At 38.2% G+C, this 18,781-nt stretch carries 14 protein-coding genes; 7 read left to right on the top strand and 7 right to left on the bottom strand.

Annotated features, from left to right (window positions below):
* Positions 1 to 196 precede the first annotated feature (196 nt).
* Both CEF18_RS16170 and CEF18_RS16165 read right to left on the bottom strand, forming a co-directional pair.
* A complete protein-coding gene (locus CEF18_RS16170; RefSeq protein WP_110937418.1) occupies positions 197 to 1,042 on the bottom strand; it encodes an NAD-dependent epimerase/dehydratase family protein in 846 nt (281 codons plus the stop codon).
* 92 nt (positions 1,043 to 1,134) lie between these two features.
* The gene (locus CEF18_RS16165) at positions 1,135 to 1,542 is read right to left on the bottom strand and encodes a VOC family protein (protein ID WP_110937417.1); all 408 of its coding nucleotides are present in this window, start codon (positions 1,540 to 1,542) and stop codon (positions 1,135 to 1,137) included.
* Positions 1,543 to 1,824: 282 nt separating this feature from the next.
* Between CEF18_RS16165 and CEF18_RS16160 the strand changes: the two genes are divergently transcribed.
* The 4 genes from CEF18_RS16160 (at position 1,825) to CEF18_RS16145 (ending at position 7,906) form a co-directional block, all read left to right on the top strand.
* The gene (locus CEF18_RS16160) at positions 1,825 to 2,493 is read left to right on the top strand and encodes a response regulator transcription factor (RefSeq protein WP_110937416.1); all 669 of its coding nucleotides are present in this window, start codon (positions 1,825 to 1,827) and stop codon (positions 2,491 to 2,493) included.
* Positions 2,494 to 3,840, top strand: coding sequence for a HAMP domain-containing sensor histidine kinase (locus CEF18_RS16155; protein ID WP_110937415.1), 1,347 nt, complete (start codon positions 2,494 to 2,496; stop codon positions 3,838 to 3,840).
* Between the two features lie 197 nt (positions 3,841 to 4,037).
* The gene (locus CEF18_RS16150) at positions 4,038 to 4,505 is read left to right on the top strand and encodes a MarR family transcriptional regulator (protein ID WP_110937414.1); all 468 of its coding nucleotides are present in this window, start codon (positions 4,038 to 4,040) and stop codon (positions 4,503 to 4,505) included.
* Positions 4,502 to 7,906: an efflux RND transporter permease subunit gene (locus CEF18_RS16145; RefSeq protein WP_110937413.1), complete on the top strand. Its 3,405-nt coding sequence runs from the start codon at positions 4,502 to 4,504 to the stop codon at positions 7,904 to 7,906. The genes CEF18_RS16150 and CEF18_RS16145 overlap by 4 nt, the downstream gene beginning before the upstream one ends.
* Positions 7,907 to 8,057: 151 nt before the next feature.
* Here CEF18_RS16145 and CEF18_RS16140 read toward each other — a convergent pair whose 3' ends face one another.
* A complete protein-coding gene (locus CEF18_RS16140; RefSeq protein WP_110937412.1) occupies positions 8,058 to 9,413 on the bottom strand; it encodes a 6-phospho-beta-glucosidase in 1,356 nt (451 codons plus the stop codon).
* A gap of 108 nt (positions 9,414 to 9,521) precedes the next feature.
* On the opposite strand from CEF18_RS16140, the gene CEF18_RS16135 reads away from it, so the two are divergent.
* On the top strand, positions 9,522 to 10,253 hold the full coding sequence (locus CEF18_RS16135; RefSeq protein WP_110937411.1) for a MurR/RpiR family transcriptional regulator: 732 nt from the start codon (positions 9,522 to 9,524) through the stop codon (positions 10,251 to 10,253).
* 481 nt (positions 10,254 to 10,734) lie between these two features.
* Here CEF18_RS16135 and CEF18_RS16130 read toward each other — a convergent pair whose 3' ends face one another.
* From CEF18_RS16130 to CEF18_RS16115, 4 genes are all read right to left on the bottom strand, one after another.
* Positions 10,735 to 11,607 (bottom strand): peptidylprolyl isomerase, encoded by an 873-nt coding sequence (locus tag CEF18_RS16130; protein ID WP_110937410.1) that lies wholly within the window; start codon positions 11,605 to 11,607, stop codon positions 10,735 to 10,737.
* A 288-nt stretch (positions 11,608 to 11,895) separates the two neighbouring features.
* Entirely contained in the window at positions 11,896 to 13,191 is a 1,296-nt protein-coding gene (locus CEF18_RS16125; protein WP_110937409.1) for a S1C family serine protease, read from the bottom strand.
* A 237-nt stretch (positions 13,192 to 13,428) separates the two neighbouring features.
* Positions 13,429 to 14,856 (bottom strand): HAMP domain-containing sensor histidine kinase, encoded by a 1,428-nt coding sequence (locus CEF18_RS16120; protein WP_110937408.1) that lies wholly within the window; start codon positions 14,854 to 14,856, stop codon positions 13,429 to 13,431.
* Positions 14,837 to 15,532 carry a response regulator transcription factor gene (locus tag CEF18_RS16115; RefSeq protein ID WP_110937407.1) on the bottom strand — a complete coding sequence of 232 codons (696 nt, stop codon included), beginning with the start codon at positions 15,530 to 15,532 and terminating at the stop codon, positions 14,837 to 14,839. Before CEF18_RS16115 ends, CEF18_RS16120 begins: the two co-directional genes overlap by 20 nt.
* Positions 15,533 to 15,917: 385 nt before the next feature.
* Between CEF18_RS16115 and CEF18_RS16110 the strand changes: the two genes are divergently transcribed.
* Both CEF18_RS16110 and CEF18_RS16105 read left to right on the top strand, forming a co-directional pair.
* Positions 15,918 to 17,708 (top strand): methyl-accepting chemotaxis protein, encoded by a 1,791-nt coding sequence (locus tag CEF18_RS16110; RefSeq protein ID WP_110937406.1) that lies wholly within the window; start codon positions 15,918 to 15,920, stop codon positions 17,706 to 17,708.
* Positions 17,689 to 18,759, top strand: coding sequence for a sugar ABC transporter substrate-binding protein (locus CEF18_RS16105; RefSeq protein WP_110937405.1), 1,071 nt, complete (start codon positions 17,689 to 17,691; stop codon positions 18,757 to 18,759). The genes CEF18_RS16110 and CEF18_RS16105 overlap by 20 nt, the downstream gene beginning before the upstream one ends.
* The last annotated feature ends 22 nt before the right edge of the window (positions 18,760 to 18,781 follow it).

The raw sequence follows: 18,781 nt of genomic DNA, 5'->3' as shown, positions 1-18,781 counted from the left end.
CTATGGATTCTTCGTCCATAGTAGCTTTCTATTTTTAATAGAAAAGCGTATAAGTTGACAGCTATCTTTACGCCACGCTTGTCAAGGGAAAACCACCCTCCTTTCGAGTAGCACCTACACGCACTACGTAGGTGCTACTCGGGGTGGCGAAAGATTACGCCGTATTTAATAAAAGACTCTACGCGTTTTTTCTTAGTTAAACGTTCACGTAGTCACGCCATACATGAATAGGGTTCCATCCAAGCAATTGCTTGGCTTTATCACTATTTAATAGTGACTCAAATCCATCAATTGAACCTCTTATTTCTGTTCTTGGAAAGCGATTTTTCATAAGATCGCGACTTTTAATATCCATACTTGTTTCATCAGCGGCCAAGTTAAGAGCTACTGCACCTAGACCATCAACTTCAACAGCTTTGACGCATGCTGTTGCTGCATCTCTTGTATCGATGTAACTCCAAAGAATACGATCTCTTTGTGTAGCATCATGGATAAACGAAGGGAAATTAGCATACATCTCAGGTGAAATCACATTACCTAAGCGGAAGGAAACAACTTGCATACCAGATCGACGATTAATTGCTTCTGCAGTTTGTTCGTTTACAATTTTAGACAACCCGTAACTGTCTTCTGGCAACTGTGGGTGATCTTCATCCATTGGCACATACTTAGGCTCAAGCGGGTTTTTAGCAAAACAAATTCCGTAAGATGATTCACTGGAAGCCAGAACAACTTTTTTAATACCTAACCCTTCTGCGGCTTCTAGGATGTTGTATGTAGACATCACGTTATTTTCAAATGTACGTTCGTTTGAAACAAGGTATGCTTGAGGAATAGCAGCTAAGTGAACAACTGCATCTGCTCCCTGTAAAACACCATAAACTTCACCGAGGTTGGTTAAATCTGTTGTTACTGTCTGACATAAAGGCTCTTCTGGTTTTTTAAAATCCGAGTTAATAACCTCGTACCCTTGTTCAAGAAATTCCTTTACAACCCACTGACCAAGTAGACCGCTCCCACCTGTGACAACTACTTTTTTCATATATATAACACTCCTTGTTTAATTTAAGAATTCTGCACTTATGTTCATTTAACTCTGGCCTTAAATATATATTGAATTGTTAACCTATTTAACTAACAATTCATATGCGGGGAGGATGGATCTAGCTGCATAAATTCAATTTTATTCCCATCAGGATCTTTTACCCAGCATTGATAGTTATGGTCTTTTCCTCTTTGTGGTTCAACATCTAATGTGATGCCTTGTTGTATTAAATGATTGGCAATTTCGTGAATATCATGAACTTCAAGGCAAAGGTGATCCACTCCAATTGCATGATCGATACTTTCTGGTTTTCGAAGTCCACCGTAAAATAACTCAATAAATTGTCCAGGAGCAACTTTGATGTACTCTATCCAAGGATTATTTTGATCATCCTTAATCTCGAAAGCCCTTTCAAAACCAAGTACTTCACAATAGAATTTCAAAGATCTATCCATGTCTTTAACAGTTAACGCTAAATGACCGATTCCTTTGATCATAAATTCGCCTCCTTTTAATACCTGCATCTATTAGTGTATAGAATCATTAGCCTTAATGGTAGTGAAGTGATTTAAATAATCTAATTTAAATGAAGAATGTGTGGCTAAAATATTAAAGTTGCAGTGAAAAGGTATACAGAAATATAATTAGAAGTAGAGTATACTTCTTAAGGAATAGAGGAACAGAAAGAAATACTAGAAACGAAGAGGGCTAGCATAAAGACATGGCTCTCGCACTATCGTGGTCGTTTCATTTATTTAGAGATAAAACGGAGGATTATTATGAACAGAATTTTAGTGGTCGATGATGATGCACATATTCGAAAATTGATGAGGTTATATCTTGAAAATAGTAATTTCTTTGTATTAGAAGCATATGACGGACAAGAAGCTTTGGATCTTTTATCTCATGAGAAAATAGACCTGGCAATTGTTGATGTGATGATGCCTCGTATTGACGGCATCGAGCTCACAGAAGATATTCGACCCTTTCTAACGATCCCGATTCTGATGGTAACTGCAAAAGGGGAATTGCAGGATAAAGTCAGGGGATTTAGCGCCGGGACGGATGATTACTTGGTGAAACCCTTTGACCCGGTAGAGCTAATTCTGAGAGTGAAGGCATTACTAAAGCGATCTAATTCTATATCAAATAATGGCATTAAAGTAGGTTCAGCTACGATAGATATTGAGAAATTAACTGTCCAGTCTCCCGAAGGAACAGTGTCATTAAAAAGAAAGGAATGTGAACTGCTCTCAGAACTGGCAAGTTCACCAGGGAAAATATTTACACGTGCTCAATTAATCGAGAAAATTTGGGGATATGATTACGAAGGTGATGATCGAACCGTTGACGTTCACATCAAACGCCTAAGGAAAAATTTAGGACCAATTACAGATGTTAAAATTACAACTGTAAGAGGGTTAGGATACCGGTTGGAGGAAATATAATTGATTACAAAAAGTCTCTACATACGAACTATCATTACGTTTATTAGTGTCGTGATTATAAGCATTCTTGCCTCCTACTTCATCACTTCCTTGTTTGTAAATGAAGAAGTTATTTTTGATGAGGAAGTCACTAAAATTGCCACCGGTGTAGCTCAGCTTATTGAAATAACGGAACCAGAAAGTATTCCCGAATTGATCGAAACATTGGGAGAGTTTAATTTTGATTTAATGTTAGTCAATGAAGAGGGGGTAACTTATTCGCCAACGGATTTTTCTTTTACAGTGGATAAGGAAACACAAGAGACTTTTTTGAATTCTGAGATGCCTCCAACCATACTCCCGTATATAAAAAAAGAAGCAACGAGAACAGTAGGCATTCCCATTGAGATATCAAATGAGCAACATGCGATGTTTATTCATATGAATTATGAAGAAGAGGTTAATGGATTCAGAAAAATTATCGTTGGCACGTTATTCCTAGTGCTGTTTATCGGAAGCATGTTATTTTTATTTGCTTCCCGATATTTCGTTAATCCGATAAAGAAGCTAACGAATGCAGCAAAGGAAATGGCAACGGGTAATCTCTCGGTTCGATTAAAGAGTAAGAACAAAGATGAAGTAGGTGAATTAATTACAAGCTTCAACTATATGGCATCTGAATTAGAGAAAATTGATAAAATGAGGGATGATTTTGTGAGTAACGTCTCTCATGAAATTCAATCTCCACTGACTTCTATTAAAGGTTTTACGAAGGCTATCCGGGATGAGGTTGTGCCAGTCAAAAATCAAAAAGAATATTTGGATATTATTTATCAAGAAACCGATCGTTTATCCAGATTAAGTGAAAATTTATTACAGCTTGCTTCACTCGATTCTGAATACCATCCATTTCACCCTGTTACATTTAAACTCGATGAGCAAATTAGAAGATCGGTTCTTACGACAGAGCCTCTTTGGAAAAAGAAAGATATTCAAATTCATCTCGACATGGGCCGAAAAGAAGTGACGGGTGATGAAGATTTATTTGAACAAGTATGGGTAAATCTATTAACGAACGCCATTAAATACTCTTCTCAACATAGTATTATTACAATTTCCATGACGGAGAAAGAGAGCGAGACAAAAGTATCTATCACTGACAAAGGAAAGGGAATTCCTAAGGAAGAAATTCCATACCTTTTTGACAGGTTTTATAAGGTAGATAAAGCGAGAACAAGTGTGGAAGGGAATGGCTTAGGATTAGCTATCGTAAAAAGAATTCTATCGATTAACCATTGTTCGATAGATGTAGAGAGTAAGGAAGGTAGAGGATCCACATTTACGGTGACGATTCCAACAAGTGGATAATAGGTTTTAATGACGACTGCTAAACTCTACTAGGGGAAGCAGTCTATTTTTATAGTTTTGTTGTTTTTTTGAAGGTGAATTCAAGATGTTATGCCATTTCTAAAAAAATTACTTTGTTCATATTCAGTTCATATTGACATGTTATCTTTATTAAGTAGCTAAAGTGTTTAAGAACTTAACTATAGGGTGGGGTGTTAGTGGAGAGACAAAAAATAATAAAGGAATTAGAAGATGTTGTTTTGGATATCACCCTTTTCTTAAGACATGAAATTGGCAGCGAGATTAATTGTGAAATAGGGAAAAGTGTAATCAATCTATCTCATAATCAACAAATGATTTTGTTTTTAATTGAGAAAAAAGATATTAAGCACGTAAAAGATCTGGCAAGTTATCTTTCGATCTCTCCAAGTGCAGTGAGTCAAATTATTGCCAAGTTTGAACAACAAGACATTGTGATACGGGAAATCCAGCTTTCGAATCGCCGAACAACATTAATCAAGATAGGTCCAAAAGGAAGAGAAATATTGAACGAAATGGATGCAATTAAGTCCAATGTTTTTGTTAAGTACTTATCAAAAATGGAAGAAGAAGATTTACTTAGTTTTAAAAAAAGCTTTCATAAATTTTTAAATATCATTGTAGAACATAAGGAGGAACATGAGTGAATATCACCAAGTTTTCGATTAAAAGACCAGTCTTTACTGTTGTAACAATGATTTTGTTTTTACTGTTGGGAGCAATCTCGCTAACGAATATTCCGTTGAAATTAATGCCGGATATTGATCCGCCGATAGGCGCTGTTGTGACGAGTTACCCGGATGCGGGACCTGAGGAAGTACTGGATAAAGTTTCTCGCCCGTTGGAAACAAGTTTGGCAACTGTACCTGGTTTAAATAATATTAGTTCCATATCAATGGAAGGTTCTTCTATGACGATTTTGGAATTTTCATGGGCAACGTCGATGGACGATGTGGAAAATGATATAACAAGCTCAATGAGCCAGGCAGTATTACCATCCGATGCGGGTTCACCAACTTTCTTGAAGTTTGATCCGTCTCAGTTACCAATTATTCAACTTTCATTGTCTTCACTTGGTGAGGAAGGAGAGTTTGATGAATTAGCAGATGATTTAAGTATGGAGTTATCAAAGTTAGATGGGATAGCTTCTATCGATATGACAGGACAAGAGGGTGATGAAATTCAAGTACAGCTGGATCAGGACGCATTAGAGGAATTTGGTCTTGATCAATCGAATGTTGTGCAAATGATTCAAGCGCATAATGTAACGTCTCCTGGAGGAATCGTTGAAAGTGGCGATCTGCAATATACGACTCGAGTGCTATTTGAAATGACTAGTACAGAAGATATTGAAAACATTGTCCTCACTGTGGATGCAGAAACAGGAGATGATGTAACCGTAGCAGATGTTGCTTCTGTCGATTTATTAGCAGAAAACTCAGGAGCGATTACGAGAACAAATCAAGAGTCAGCCATTATGATGAGTGTTCAACAGCAATCAGATGGCAACATGGCAGAAATCTCTTCGCAATTTAATGAGGAGTTAGAGTTCCTATTAGAAGATGAAAAATATAGTGATCTTGAAGTAGCAATGCTTTTTGATCAGGGTGACTACGTGGAAGAAGCGATTTCCAGTGTGTCTTCTGCATTAATTCTAGGTGGATTATTTGCGGTCTTAGTACTCTTTGCATTTTTAAGAAGCGTCAAGACACCATTGATCGTAGGACTTGCTATTCCATTCTCAGTGATTGTAACCTTTGTGCTATTGTACTTCGCTGACATGTCATTAAATATTATGACATTAGGTGGTCTGGCATTAGGAATTGGTATGCTTGTAGACAACTCAATTGTTGTTATTGAAAACATATACAGGCACTTATCTATGAGAAAAGACCCTAAAAAAGCTGCATTTGATGGTACGAAAGAAGTCGGTGGTGCAATTACAGCATCTACATTGACGACAATTTCTGTTTTCCTACCTGTTATATTTATTTCAGGAATAGTTGGAAATATTTTTATGGAATTTGCACTTACTGTATCCTTTAGTTTACTAGCATCACTACTAGTAGCATTAACAGTAGTTCCGATGTTGGCTAGTAAGTTTTTAAAAACTCCAACCGAAAATATCGAACAAAAGCGTCAAGACAGTAAGTTTATCAAAACTGTCGGCAGTTCGGTGAAATGGGCTTTAAAGCATCGCTTAGGAGTAATGGGAATAACATTCTTACTTTTAGTTGCCGGAGCGTTTGGTGTTTCGCAAGTAGGAGTCGAGTTTATTCCAGCTACAGATGAAGGATATTTCGAAATTGGTGTTGAAATGGAGAATGGCACACCTCTTGAAGAGACATCTGCTTCAGTTGAAAATATTGAGAATATTTTAGACGAAGAAGATGATATTTTACACTATATGAGTACTGTTGGATCCGGTGGTGGTGAAGCTGCGATATTGGGAGGTTCCAGTTCGAATGAAGCTTCCATATTCATCACGATGGAAGCTTTAGAGGACAGAGACATATCAACAGCGGATTTTGCCGATTCGATTCGCAGAGATGTAGAACGAGCAGCACCGGATGCGGAAGTATCTGTTGAACAGCAGTCGTTAATGGGAAGTGCACCAAATACGATATCGTTTAACGTGTTAGACTCTGATCCAACTCGTTTAGAGGAAGAGTCGAACAAAATACTTGCAGAATTTCAAGATATGAGTGAATTTAATGAAGTTACAAGTGATTTAACAGATACGGTCACGGAAATTCAATTTAATGTTGATGATGCAGCCGCGAGAGAAAATGGTTTTGTACCAGCTCAAATTGCTCAAATGTTAAATGAGAAAATGAATGGTGCAACTGCCACACAAATCGTGACAGAATCAGATGATATTTATGAAGTACACGTTAGGTATGCAGAAGAATTCACTTCGAACATTGAGGACGTAGAAAATTTATTGCTCCGAAATGATGCTGGAGAGTATGTGGCTCTTAATGAAGTGGTTGATGTAGAAGAAGGAGAAGGGCCGATTACGATTAACAGGATTAATCAACAGGCTTCTGTCCAGTTTACACTTAAATACGGAAATGAATATAATCTCGGCGAAATGTCGGATTTGGCAGAGACGACAATTGATGACCTTGACATTCCTACGGAAACTTCTGTAGATTTCACAGGTGATCAGGAATTAGTGGAAGGTGCGATGAGTGACCTGACATTAGCTCTGTTACTGGCTCTTGTGTTTGTCTATTTAGTGCTTGCAGCGCAATTTGAGTCATTTAAATATCCACTTGTCATTATGTTTAGTGTCCCATTAGTAATTATAGGTGTGGCTCTAGGGTTGACATTAACCTTAACTCCATTAAGTGTCATGGCATTTATAGGGCTGATTGTATTGGCTGGAATCGTTGTAAACAATGCGATTGTGTTAGTCGATTACATGAATAAACTGAAAGAATCTGGCATGCGCAGTTACGATGCAATGGTTGAGGCAGTGAAAGATCGTGCTCGTCCGATTCTAATGACATCCATTACTACAATACTTGGACTTGTGCCTTTAGCATTAGGACTTGGAGAAGGTTCAGAAATTCAACAGCCAATGGCAATAACAGTTATCGGTGGTTTAATAAGCTCAACTTTCTTAACATTGTTATTTATTCCAGTTGTCTACAGTTTCTTTGATAAAGAAACTCGAAACTTGAATAAAAAGTATGTCACTCCTGATGGTCAATTAATTCCGGCATATTTAATTGATGACAGAAGTAATAAACAAAAAGAATTAGAACAACAAAAATATGCTTTACCGTCAGAAAGTTATCAAGATGAAGAACAAGATGTGTCTGATTACTATCGAGAATTACCTGAGAAAGAATATGAGTATGATGTAGAAGAGCAAAATATAGAGATAGAGTTAGACGAAGAAGAGAAAGAACCATTATTAAACGAGGAACAAGAAACGCAACAACCTCGTAACAAGAAAGATGATAGTAGAAGAGAAGAGTTACTAGATTTACTAGAAGGTGTCATTGAAAGAGAACGAAAAAAGAAGGATGAAGAATAGGATAGGACAAAGATAATAGCTGAAAAGGCAATGGAGAGAAATCTCCATTGCCTTTTTTTGGTGCCTAGGCACGTGTGTATATAGGGTTAAAGTTCTGAGTCAAGAAGGCGAGAGGTCGGGAGTTAGTACTCCTACTCGATTGTTTAATGATCTAGTTTTTAACTACTTGAGGCTCGGCAGCACTCTTAGTAAAGAACTGAGGGAGATGCTCTTTATGAGCTTCAAGCATTTCATCTAAAATAACTTTGGCTACAGTGTCGGAAGGAACGAGTGGATTAATTGTCATGGCAAGAAGGGCTTTATCGTAGTCTCCTGAAACTGCTGCTTCTGCAGCTACTCTCTCAAAAGACTTTATTTGCTGAACAAGTCCCCGAACAGATACTGGAAGATCGCCAATAGCAATTGGCTTCGGACCATTTTTTGTAATAATAGAACTTATTTCAACGGCAGAATCATCGGAAATGCTTCCAATTGCTCCTTTGTTTAAAGTATTGACAGGCTGAACGTCTCCACGGTCATTATAAATTGAATCGATTAGATTACATGCAGCATCGCTATAGTATGCGCCGCCTCGTTGTTCAAGTTGCTCTGGCTTTTTGCTTAAGTTAACATCTTTATAAAGTTCAAATAACTCGGTTTCAAGCTTTTGTACAACTTCAGCTCTCGTTCCTTTTTCACTTGCTTCTTTTGTCTCTTCTGCAAGCATTTCATCTGTTTTATAGTAATAACGGTGGTACGGGCATGGGAGGATGTTCAGGGCTTTCAAAAATCCTGGTTCCCAGCCTAAATCAGAGATATTTTGCATTGTAATGGACGAATCTCCTGAAGTTATTTTCTCAATAACTGTTTCTGTGACACTTTTTCCATCTAAATAAATATTGAGACCATAGATCATATGATTCAAGCCAGCAAAATCGACCTCTACTCTTTCAGGTTCAACGTCTAATGCTTTTGCAATACCCATTTTCATACCGACGGGCACGTTACATAATCCAACAACCTTTTTCCAGTTTGAATGGCGGAAGATCGCTTCTGTAACCATTCCTGCAGGATTGGTAAAGTTGATTAACCAAGCATCAGGGCAATGTGTTTCCATATCCTTGACGATATCTAAAATAACTGGAATTGTACGTAAACCTTTAAAAAGACCACCTGGCCCATTTGTTTCTTGTCCGATCACACCGTGTTTTAAAGGAATACGCTCATCTTTTGCACGAGCTTGAAGCAAGCCTACACGGAACTGAGTAGTAACAAAGTCTGCATCTATCAAAGCTTCTTGCCTGTTTAGTGTTAAATGAATTTCCATAGGAACGCCTGCTTCTTTAACCATGCGTTTTGCGAGAGCACCTACGATGTTTAACTTTTCTTCCCCTTCAGGAATATCTACAAGCCAAAGCTCACGAACGGGTAGTGAGTCATATCGCTTAATAAATCCTTCAATAAGCTCTGGAGTATAACTAGATCCTCCGCCAATTGTTACAATTTTAACGCTGTTATTTTCAGTCATTTTAAAAACCCCTTCTTTTTTATAATTTACTTTTCTATCATAAGTACAAAATCATTTGTATAATAGATAATAGCGGAAAGAATACGTGGATAAAGGACGTTGACTGTTATGTTTACTACGAAACAACTTGCAAGATTTTCTGAATTGGATGCCCAGTTGTATCAATTTATTTTGGCGAATAGTGAAAAAGTCACGCTTATGAGAATACGTGAACTGGCTGAATCTACTCACGTTTCCCCTACGACCATTGTGCGATTCTGTAGAAAACTTGACTGCGATGGGTTTTCTGAATTTAAAACAAAGTTGAAGATATATTTATCAAAGAAGGAAACGAACTTTATTCATAACTCCTATGAGACGATGAATGAATTTCTTGAGCGTACATTGAAGACAGATTACCAAAGCCAGATTCAGGATATTGCAAATCTTATTGCTAAATCTGAACACTTAATTTTTCTTGGAACAGGTAGTTCAGGGATACTGGCAGAATACGGGGCACGGTATTTTTCGAGTTTAGAGAAATTCTCACTAGCAATCAATGACCCATTCTTTCCAGTGCATGGAAAATACATGAAAAACAGTATTGTAATTGTGTTATCCGTTTCGGGAGAGACTCCTCATATTATTTCACAGCTTCACCGATTACGTGAGGAGGGAGCGGTGATCGTTAGTATAACGAATACGAAAACGTGTACTGTCGCACAATTGTCTGATTACCCTCTTCCGTATTATATAAATACTGAGTTCATTGAAAAAGCGAATATTACAACACAACTACCTGTTCTTTATTTAATTGAAACCTTGGGGAAAGCAACATACGAATCATTGCATAATTTATAATCGTGAACTACTCTTTTTCAAGGTGCTTTTGACGAAAAAAAGCAAATGCACCAACTAATCCAGCATATTCTTAAAGTAACAAGTATCTGCTTCGACATGAAACACTTGATCAATCTAATGAAGGTGTCGTTCTAATTCACCGCTATTATCAAAAGCCAAATAACTATTCATTCTCTTGACACTCACCTCCTTGAAAATACTTTTGTATTGATATCATTGGCATCGCTTAATAGTGAATAAGATACTAAGGAAAACAATATTAATGGTGTGATTACTTTGTGATACCTTTAGTATTTCTTATTTGCAGAAATCGGTAAAGGGGTATGTGATGTTTAGTTAAAAAAGGGATGAAAAGAAACGTGTTCCTTAATAGGAACACGTTGTTTCATCGCTTGCTCTCAAACAAATAGGTTGTCCAAAAAGGTTCAAAAAACCTTTTTGGACAACCTATAACATTATCCCGCATAAACTCTGCTCGGATTTAAAGAGTATACTCAATCTCATACTTACTCATTATTTCCGTCATCCATGCACTGTATTGTGTGCTAAATTGCTCTTCCAATAAAGCAGCATAAACATCGTCTTTAACATCGCTGTATTCGACTGTTTTTTCTTCTACATAATCTGTCATCTTAATGATATGAAAACCAAATTCAGTTTCAACAGGCTCGCTGATATCGCCTGTTTCCATTTCAAACGCAACATCATCAAATTCCGTTACCATGGCGCCTCTCGCAAAGTAACCTAGTTCTCCACCAGAATCTGCGTTAGATGTATCTGTTGAATATTCAGCTGCTAGCTCACTAAAGTCTTCTCCATCCTCAATTTTTTTCGCAACTTCTTCCGCCGTTTCTAAATCTTCTACTAGAATATGACTTGCTTGTACTTGTTCTTGCACATCAAACAGTGCCCGGTTTTCTTCAAAATAAGTTTTGAGTTCTTCATCGGTAAAATCAACCCATTCAGCAACCAGCTTTTCACTTTTTAAATATTGACTAATTTCTTCTTCGAACGAATCCATTGATAATCCGCTAGTTTCAAGTGTTGTCGCGAATGCTTCTTCGCCACCATATTGTTCGATGTAAGTAGTTAGTTCCGTTTCAATTTCCTCGTCAGTAACAATTACTTCATTTGCATCTGCCTCTTTTTCGATGAGACGACTTGTGACCAACGTTTCTGCAGCTTGGGTACCATAAGAATCCATTAAGAACTCCGTAAGTTCATCTTTCGTTATCTTTTCCCCGTCTACCGATGCTACGACATTTTGTTGATTCATAAAAACTAGCAAAGATCCAATGGTGATAATGAGTAGTAATGACCCTAAACCAAGTAACTTTTTATTTGTTGACGACATCTCAAAACTCCTTTTTAATAGTACTTTTTTTATATTAGCCTGTTTTCGTAAGCTTTGTTGATTATATGGAATCCTCTAAGCAATGCAGCGTGTGTAGCCATTGCACATACCTATTTGAACAAACTCTTTTTAACAGATAAGAAAGTATAAAATGACAGCTATCTTTAAGCCACAAGTATCAAGGGAAACCCACCTCCTTTCGAGTAGCACCTACACGCACTACGTAGGTGCTACTCGGGGGTGGCGAAAGATCACGCTGTATTTAATAAAACACGCTTAGCGTTTTTCTTAGTTAATTTTTATCTCATCATCTACCTGATTACTCGTTAAGGTGAGCTTGACCGTTTGTTCTGTTTGATCGCGGAGGATAGTTATACTGATTTCATCCCCTATCGAATACGCACTATACAAACTTTTTCTTAAATCAGCAGAATTTGATATAGCTTCGCCTTCAATGGAAAGAATGATATCTTCTACTGCAAGACCCGCTGTTTGAGCTGCAGAACCCTCTTCGACGGCAGTTATTAATACGCCCTCTTCCACTTCAAGCCCACGTTCTTCTATATAAAAGGGGGGAATTTCAGCTACATCAGTTAAACCAATTCCTAAGTAAGGGCGAGCGATCGAACCGTTTGCGATTAACTCTTCGATAATTGGCTGCACTTCATCACTAGGTATAGCAAAACCTAAACCTTCTATGCCGCTGTCGGTTATTTTCAAGCTATTTATGCCGATCAACTCACCTGTACTATTTATAAGTGCTCCACCACTGTTACCTGGATTAATGGCTGCATCCGTTTGAACTACTGATAAATCCCATGCCCCAGCGGATGTATCAATTTCAAGCGAACGATCGATCGCACTGATAATTCCTTGTGTGACTGTTTTAGAAAGTTCCAACCCTAGTGGATTTCCGATAGCTAATACTTCTTCGCCAACTCGTAACGCAGAAGAATCACCGAACTTCATGGCAATGTCATCTTCAGAGGATTCGACTTGAACAACACTTAAATCGGTTAACGTGTCTGAACCAACTACTTCGCCAATTCTCGTCTCACCATTTTCAAGAGAAACTTCAATCTCATTTGCGCCTTCGGTAACATGGTTATTCGTAACAATATATGTGTAATCTTCGTTTGTATCGATAATGACACCGGAACCAGTTCCGGCTGCTATGCCTTCTTCCGACTGCGCTGTTTGACCAGTAGGTGTTTGCCAAGATTCTTGCTGGATATTAACGATTCCTACGATTGACTTTGAAGCACTTTCGATGACATCTTCAATTATCAAGGCGTCTCCTGACATACTAGATAGTTCTGTTGCTTCTAATGACTGTTCTGCTGTTTCATTGGTGGAATCCGGGTTTTCTTCTGCTGTAACAGGGCCGACAATCTCCGTTTGAAACAAAATTAATACTGCTATTGTTGCTCCAATAAAACCACTTCCTGTAGGGAAAATATAGGTACGAAGCCATCCAGCTGATTTTTGTTTTTTCTCAGGGACTACTAAGGTCTCAATCGTTTCCCTCTCTGACGGATTTGATTTTTCCGTTTCTTCATCTTTATACTCATCATAGTTACTCATATATAAAATCCCCTTTCTTTTTTCAATGCATTTCTTAACTGATTCTAATAATAGACTTCGATTATGTCGGCTAGATGTCGGAAATCTCAAAAAGTGTGAAAAAGTAAATTTTCCATTTTTACTAAAAGACTCTGTTAAAAAATGAATGACGATATTGAAAAATCATCATAACAGAGGCAAATAAAAAAAGTTTAGCAGCGCAACTGTCATTACGCGACTAAACTTTATTAACGCAAATTACTTTTCTTCACCTGATGCAATTGGTAGGGATAATGTGAATACAGTACCCTCATCACCACTCGAAGTCAGTGTCAGGTTACCGCCAAGCCCCTCAGCAAGCATTCGACTCAAGGCCAAACCAAGTCCAAGTCCTCTTGTCTGATACTTTTTCCCTTCACCTCGGAAGAAGCGCTCAAAAATTAACTCCTGTTCATTAGAGGGTATTCCGATCCCTTCATCTGAAACTTGCACAAATACATTCTTGTCACGGACAAAAACATGAATAAACATTGTTCCATGATTCTTTCCAGACATCGCTTGTTCACCATTATTCATTAAATTTGTTAGGATTTGCTGGAAACGCACGATATCAAGATCAACCTCGACATCCAATACCTCTTCAGAAATGTCGAGTCTTACTTCACACTGTGTACGATTTACCCGCCATTGATTAACGGCATCTTTGATTTCATCGGCGATAAGCAGCGGCTCTTTCCTCATCGGAATAGCATCGACGGCTAAAGAATTGAAAACGAGTAAATCCTCGACCATTGTTTGTAGTTTTTCCGTTTCCTTTAATGAATACTTCACAAAAGATTTCGCTTCCTCTCCTTGAACAACGCCCTGGTCAAGTGCTTGCAACAACCCGCTAATCGAGGTGACGGGTGTTTTTAATTCATGTGTCACGCCGGCTAGCAGTGCCGTCCTCGTTTCTTCCAACTGTTCAAGACGATTGGCCATCTCATTAAAGGATTCCACTAAATCATAGACTTCTTCCTCTTTAATAGATTCTGGAGTGAGTGCCATTTTTTGATACGTACCTTCTTTAATTTTGCGAGCACCATTTGAGACATATTTAATCGGTGTAACTAATCGGCGTAATTGAAAGTAGATTGCCGCCCATCCAAGAACCGCCATACTTAAAAGCATCATGGTGAGTTGGCGATATTCTTGTTGGACAGAAGTGACAAACTCTTCTTTTTGTAAAACAAGCACCCAGCCAAAAAGAACGTCTTGATCTTCAATAGGGGCCTTCACGACATAGAAACGGTCTCCTTCGTTCGTTAAATCAACAACTTGAACATCCTCTTCGCTATCCAATATCGTCGTAGGGAATCTTCGAATGGAGAGACCACCTTGACGGTTATATGGAGAAAGCGTGTAACCTCCTGGATCCACAACAAAAATCTCTGTTTCTTCTCGAAATTGAGGATTAATTTCTGGAGTGTCCTCCAGGGTTGTCTCATCTTCTTGTAAATTAACAACTTGTGCTGCGGTTTGTTCTGCAATAAACCGTGTTAAATCAATCCGGTTTTCTATAGTAGTGTGGCGAATCCAAAGAGCAGAAATAATCCCGATTACAATAAGTCCGACAACAAGGGTCATTAAATAACGTCTTGTCCAATGTTGGAGCAGTGGGATACGTTTATTTTTTCGTGTAGACACGGAACTGATACCCCATTCCCCTTACTGTCGTTAGTTCACCTTCGTCATCTGACCAATCTTTCAATGCTTGCCGGATCCGCTTGACGGATAAATCAACAGCTCGATCTGTGCCTTCGTAGTCCTGACCCCAAACATTTTCTAAAAGTTGCTCGCGCGTCAATGTTTGGTTTGGATTTCTTGCCAAATAAAGAAGAAGCTTAAAATCTCTTGGAAGGATGGCCACAATATTTCCTCCAATACGAACGTCTCTAGTGGATTCGTTTATCGTGAGTTCTCCGTAGGTAAAGGTAGAATTATCTCTTTCTTCCGACGGGGTAGTTACACGCCTAAGGACGGCATGAACTCGAGCGACAACTTCATCGGCAATAAAAGGTTTCGTGATGTAATCATCAGCGCCACTGTTCAATCCTGTTAGTCGGTGCTGCACGTCACCGAGAGCAGTCAGCATTAAAATAGGGCACTGACTTTCTTCACGAACTTCATGAAGGACGCTCCAACCATCTCGGTCAGGAAGCATCACATCCAGTAAGATTAAATCTGGGTGATGATCATAATAGGCATCGATTCCCTCGTTTCCGCTGAATGCTTGAATAACATGCCAACCTTCTCGCTGTAAAAAAACGCGCAGAACATGGTTAATGGCTTCTTCGTCTTCAATTACTAATATGGTCGTCATTGATATTTATCCCCTTAGTTTTTTTGACGCTATGCGTTTTTCTTAAATTATTTTTCTAATGTTATCTGGTTTCATGGATGTTGCTGCTTTTCTTCATGATACATGAAGAGGAATAAAAAATACTAGTGGTTTCCTTTTGGTTCTTCGAGTATCTCTAGAACACAAGGATTTAAAGAAACTAAGAAAATTTCAATTGGATAATAGCATTGGTAGGATTTTACCAATAAACCGGGATTTATAACAAATTTTAGTTAAAGCGTCGTCATTTACATTTATTTGTAAATTAATCATTGACTAAGATGCGGTACTAAAGTATTGTTGATCTTGTCGATTTAAAACAATAAAAGGAATATTAAAAGGAAATTTAGGGACGGGGGACAACAGGATGAGACAGAAGTTATGGGGAGATCGCTCGATTGGCGGCAAATACACGGCAGTGTTTGCGGTAGTTATGTTGACGTTTATATCGTCTTTAATGATTACGTATTGGCTATTGTCAGATACGAGTGAGTCTATTCAAGATACACGGGAAAAGAACGATATGGTTATTGACGTTTCGGAATTAATGTCACTTTATCAAGCAAAATATTTGAATATTCCTGAGTACATAATTACGGAACAGGATGAAAATTTAGTTACATACCTTGCTTTAAGTGAAGAGTTCGTTGAAACAGCGAAACTTCTTCGGGAAAATCTAGACAACGATGAACAGATTGATATGTTTCATCAAATTATTGAAAATAATCATGCACTGGATGAGTATTACTTTAGTGAGATTGTTCCGAATGTGCAACAAATTAATACAGAAACTTTTACAGAATTACAAGCAACTGCAAATACTCTGAAAGAAGAGACTATTGATCTGGGAGAAGGTTTAATGGGTGAAGCAGTTACCTCGAATACCACTTCAATTGAGCACGCTCAAAGTAATATAGGCCGTACAATTTTAATTTTAATTATTTCAGTTCTCGTTTCCATTGTGATATCAACGACACTAATCTACTTTATTAGCCGGAATATTAGACACAGAATGGCACGCGTCGTTGAAACTAGTGACCAAATTGCTAGAGGGAATTTAAATGTTTCGAAGTTGGATGCTCACAGCAAAGATGAAATTGGTCTTTTATCTAAGTCGATTAACGAAATGGGCGTTAGTTTAAAGAAAATGATTGTAGAAGTTTCGACACTAGCAAACTCTGTGGATGGCCAAGTGCAAACTTTTACTTCGACATCAGGTGAAGTAAAAGAAGGCAGTGAGCAAATAGCACTTACGATTGAAGAACTGGCATCGGGTGCGACCAATCAAGCAAACGAGGCATCTGTCATTTCAGAACGCACTCAGTCTCTTAACAAAGAAATTATTCATGCCAATGAGATTGGGGAGAGACTCGCAACGTTTTCCGAGGAAGTCTATACTGTCTCCTTAGATGGAGATTTACAGATGAAGGATTCTTTAGAACAAATGACAAGGATTAATGATATGGTCGAACAATCAGTAAATAAAATAAATAATCTTGAGCAACAAACAACATCAATATCAAAAATTGTCAGTGTAATTAGTTCCATAGCTGACCAAACGAATCTTCTTGCTCTCAATGCTTCAATTGAAGCTGCTAGAGCCGGAGAGGCAGGGAAAGGTTTTGCTGTTGTCGCTGATGAAGTTCGTAAATTGGCAGAAGAGGTAACAACATCGGTAGGAAGTATTAAAGAGATAGTCGATACAATTAAAGAAGATACAGCGGAGATGGTTTTCGATTTGACTTCTGGCTTCCAGGAAGTAAACAAAGGGAAAGATCAAATTGAGACTTCCGGAAAGTACTTCTCAGATATTAAAGAAAAGGTATCTAACATGGTTGAACGAGTGAATGATATTTCTGCTGCTCTTTCTTCTTTTAATGAGACAAGTGAAGAAATTAGCAATTCTGTTGAGCATATTGCTGCTATTTCAGAAGAATCAGCTGCCGGATCCGAAGAGATATCTGCTTCAGTAATTGAACAGCAGAATGCTATAAATAAAGTCTCCTCGGGTGCAAGTGAACTCTCGAAAATGGTGGAAAGAATGAATGGTGTTATAAGCCACTTCCAAATAGATGAGCAGCAACGTGAGGTTACGGACACCAAAGAGCCAACAGAAAAAAGAGGGTGGAGGAAATTAAATGCGAGAAAGAAAATATAAATATACGTTCTTTATCAGGATGTTGTCATTGAGTATGTTATTCGTATTGAGTGCATGTAGTTCGCAGAATCCTCAATCCGAATCTGCCGAAGCATCAGAGGGAAAACTTCTGACAAATCCAGAAGATGTTTATGTAGGTTTTGCGATCGATACGTTACGAGAGGAAAGATGGTATCGAGACAAGGAAGCATTAGAGAAAGCAGTAGAAGAGTTAGGTGGATCAGTAAAAACTTTGGCTGCCAATGGAAATCAGGAAGTACAAATTCAGCAAGCACAACTATTGATAAATGAAGGAGTGGATGTACTTGTAGTCGTACCAACTGATTCAGAAGGGGCAAGTGAAATTGTGAATTTGGCCCATGATGCTGGGATAAAAGTCATTTCTTATGACCGTCTTATTACAGGTGCTGATCTTGACTACTATTTATCGTTTGATAATGTAAAAGTCGGTGAATTGCAGGCACAGGAAATTCTTAATCAGACAGAGGAAGGGAATTTTGCTTATGTAGGGGGAGCTGAATCGGATAACAATGCATTATTATTTCGAGAAGGTGCTATGAATGTGCTAAAGCCTTATCTTGATTCAGGGGCGGTGAACCTTGTTTACGACAGCTATACTCCTGGTTGGGATCCAGATGCAGCTCGCGATCAGCTAACTACTTTTTTGGATAGTAGTAATAGTCAACTTGATGCGGTTATTGCGGCAAATGATGGTACTGCTGGTGGGGTTGTTGAAGCTATTGGTAATCAAGTAGGAGAGATTGCAATATCCGGTCAAGATGCTGAACTTGATGGTGTTCAACGAATTGTTGAGGGCACACAAACTATGACAGTGTATAAATCAATTGATTTGATTGCCAATAGAGCTGCTGAACTGGCGATGCAGATTGCTGCCGGTGAAGAAATTGGGACAGATTCACTAACTGACAACGGTCAAATCGAGGTTCCTTCTATTTTATTAGATCCGATTGCTGTTACGTCAGATAACATTGAAGACACAATAATTAAAGAAGGTCACTTAACAGAATCAGAGATTTACGACACCGAATAATTTATCTTTAAACTGAACAAAG

The organism is Salipaludibacillus neizhouensis (genome assembly GCF_002886185.1).
Lineage (GTDB): Bacteria > Bacillota > Bacilli > Bacillales > Salisediminibacteriaceae > Salipaludibacillus > Salipaludibacillus neizhouensis.
The sequence above is the reverse complement of the archived record's forward strand: the minus strand, read 5'-3'. Positions and strand labels throughout refer to the sequence as shown.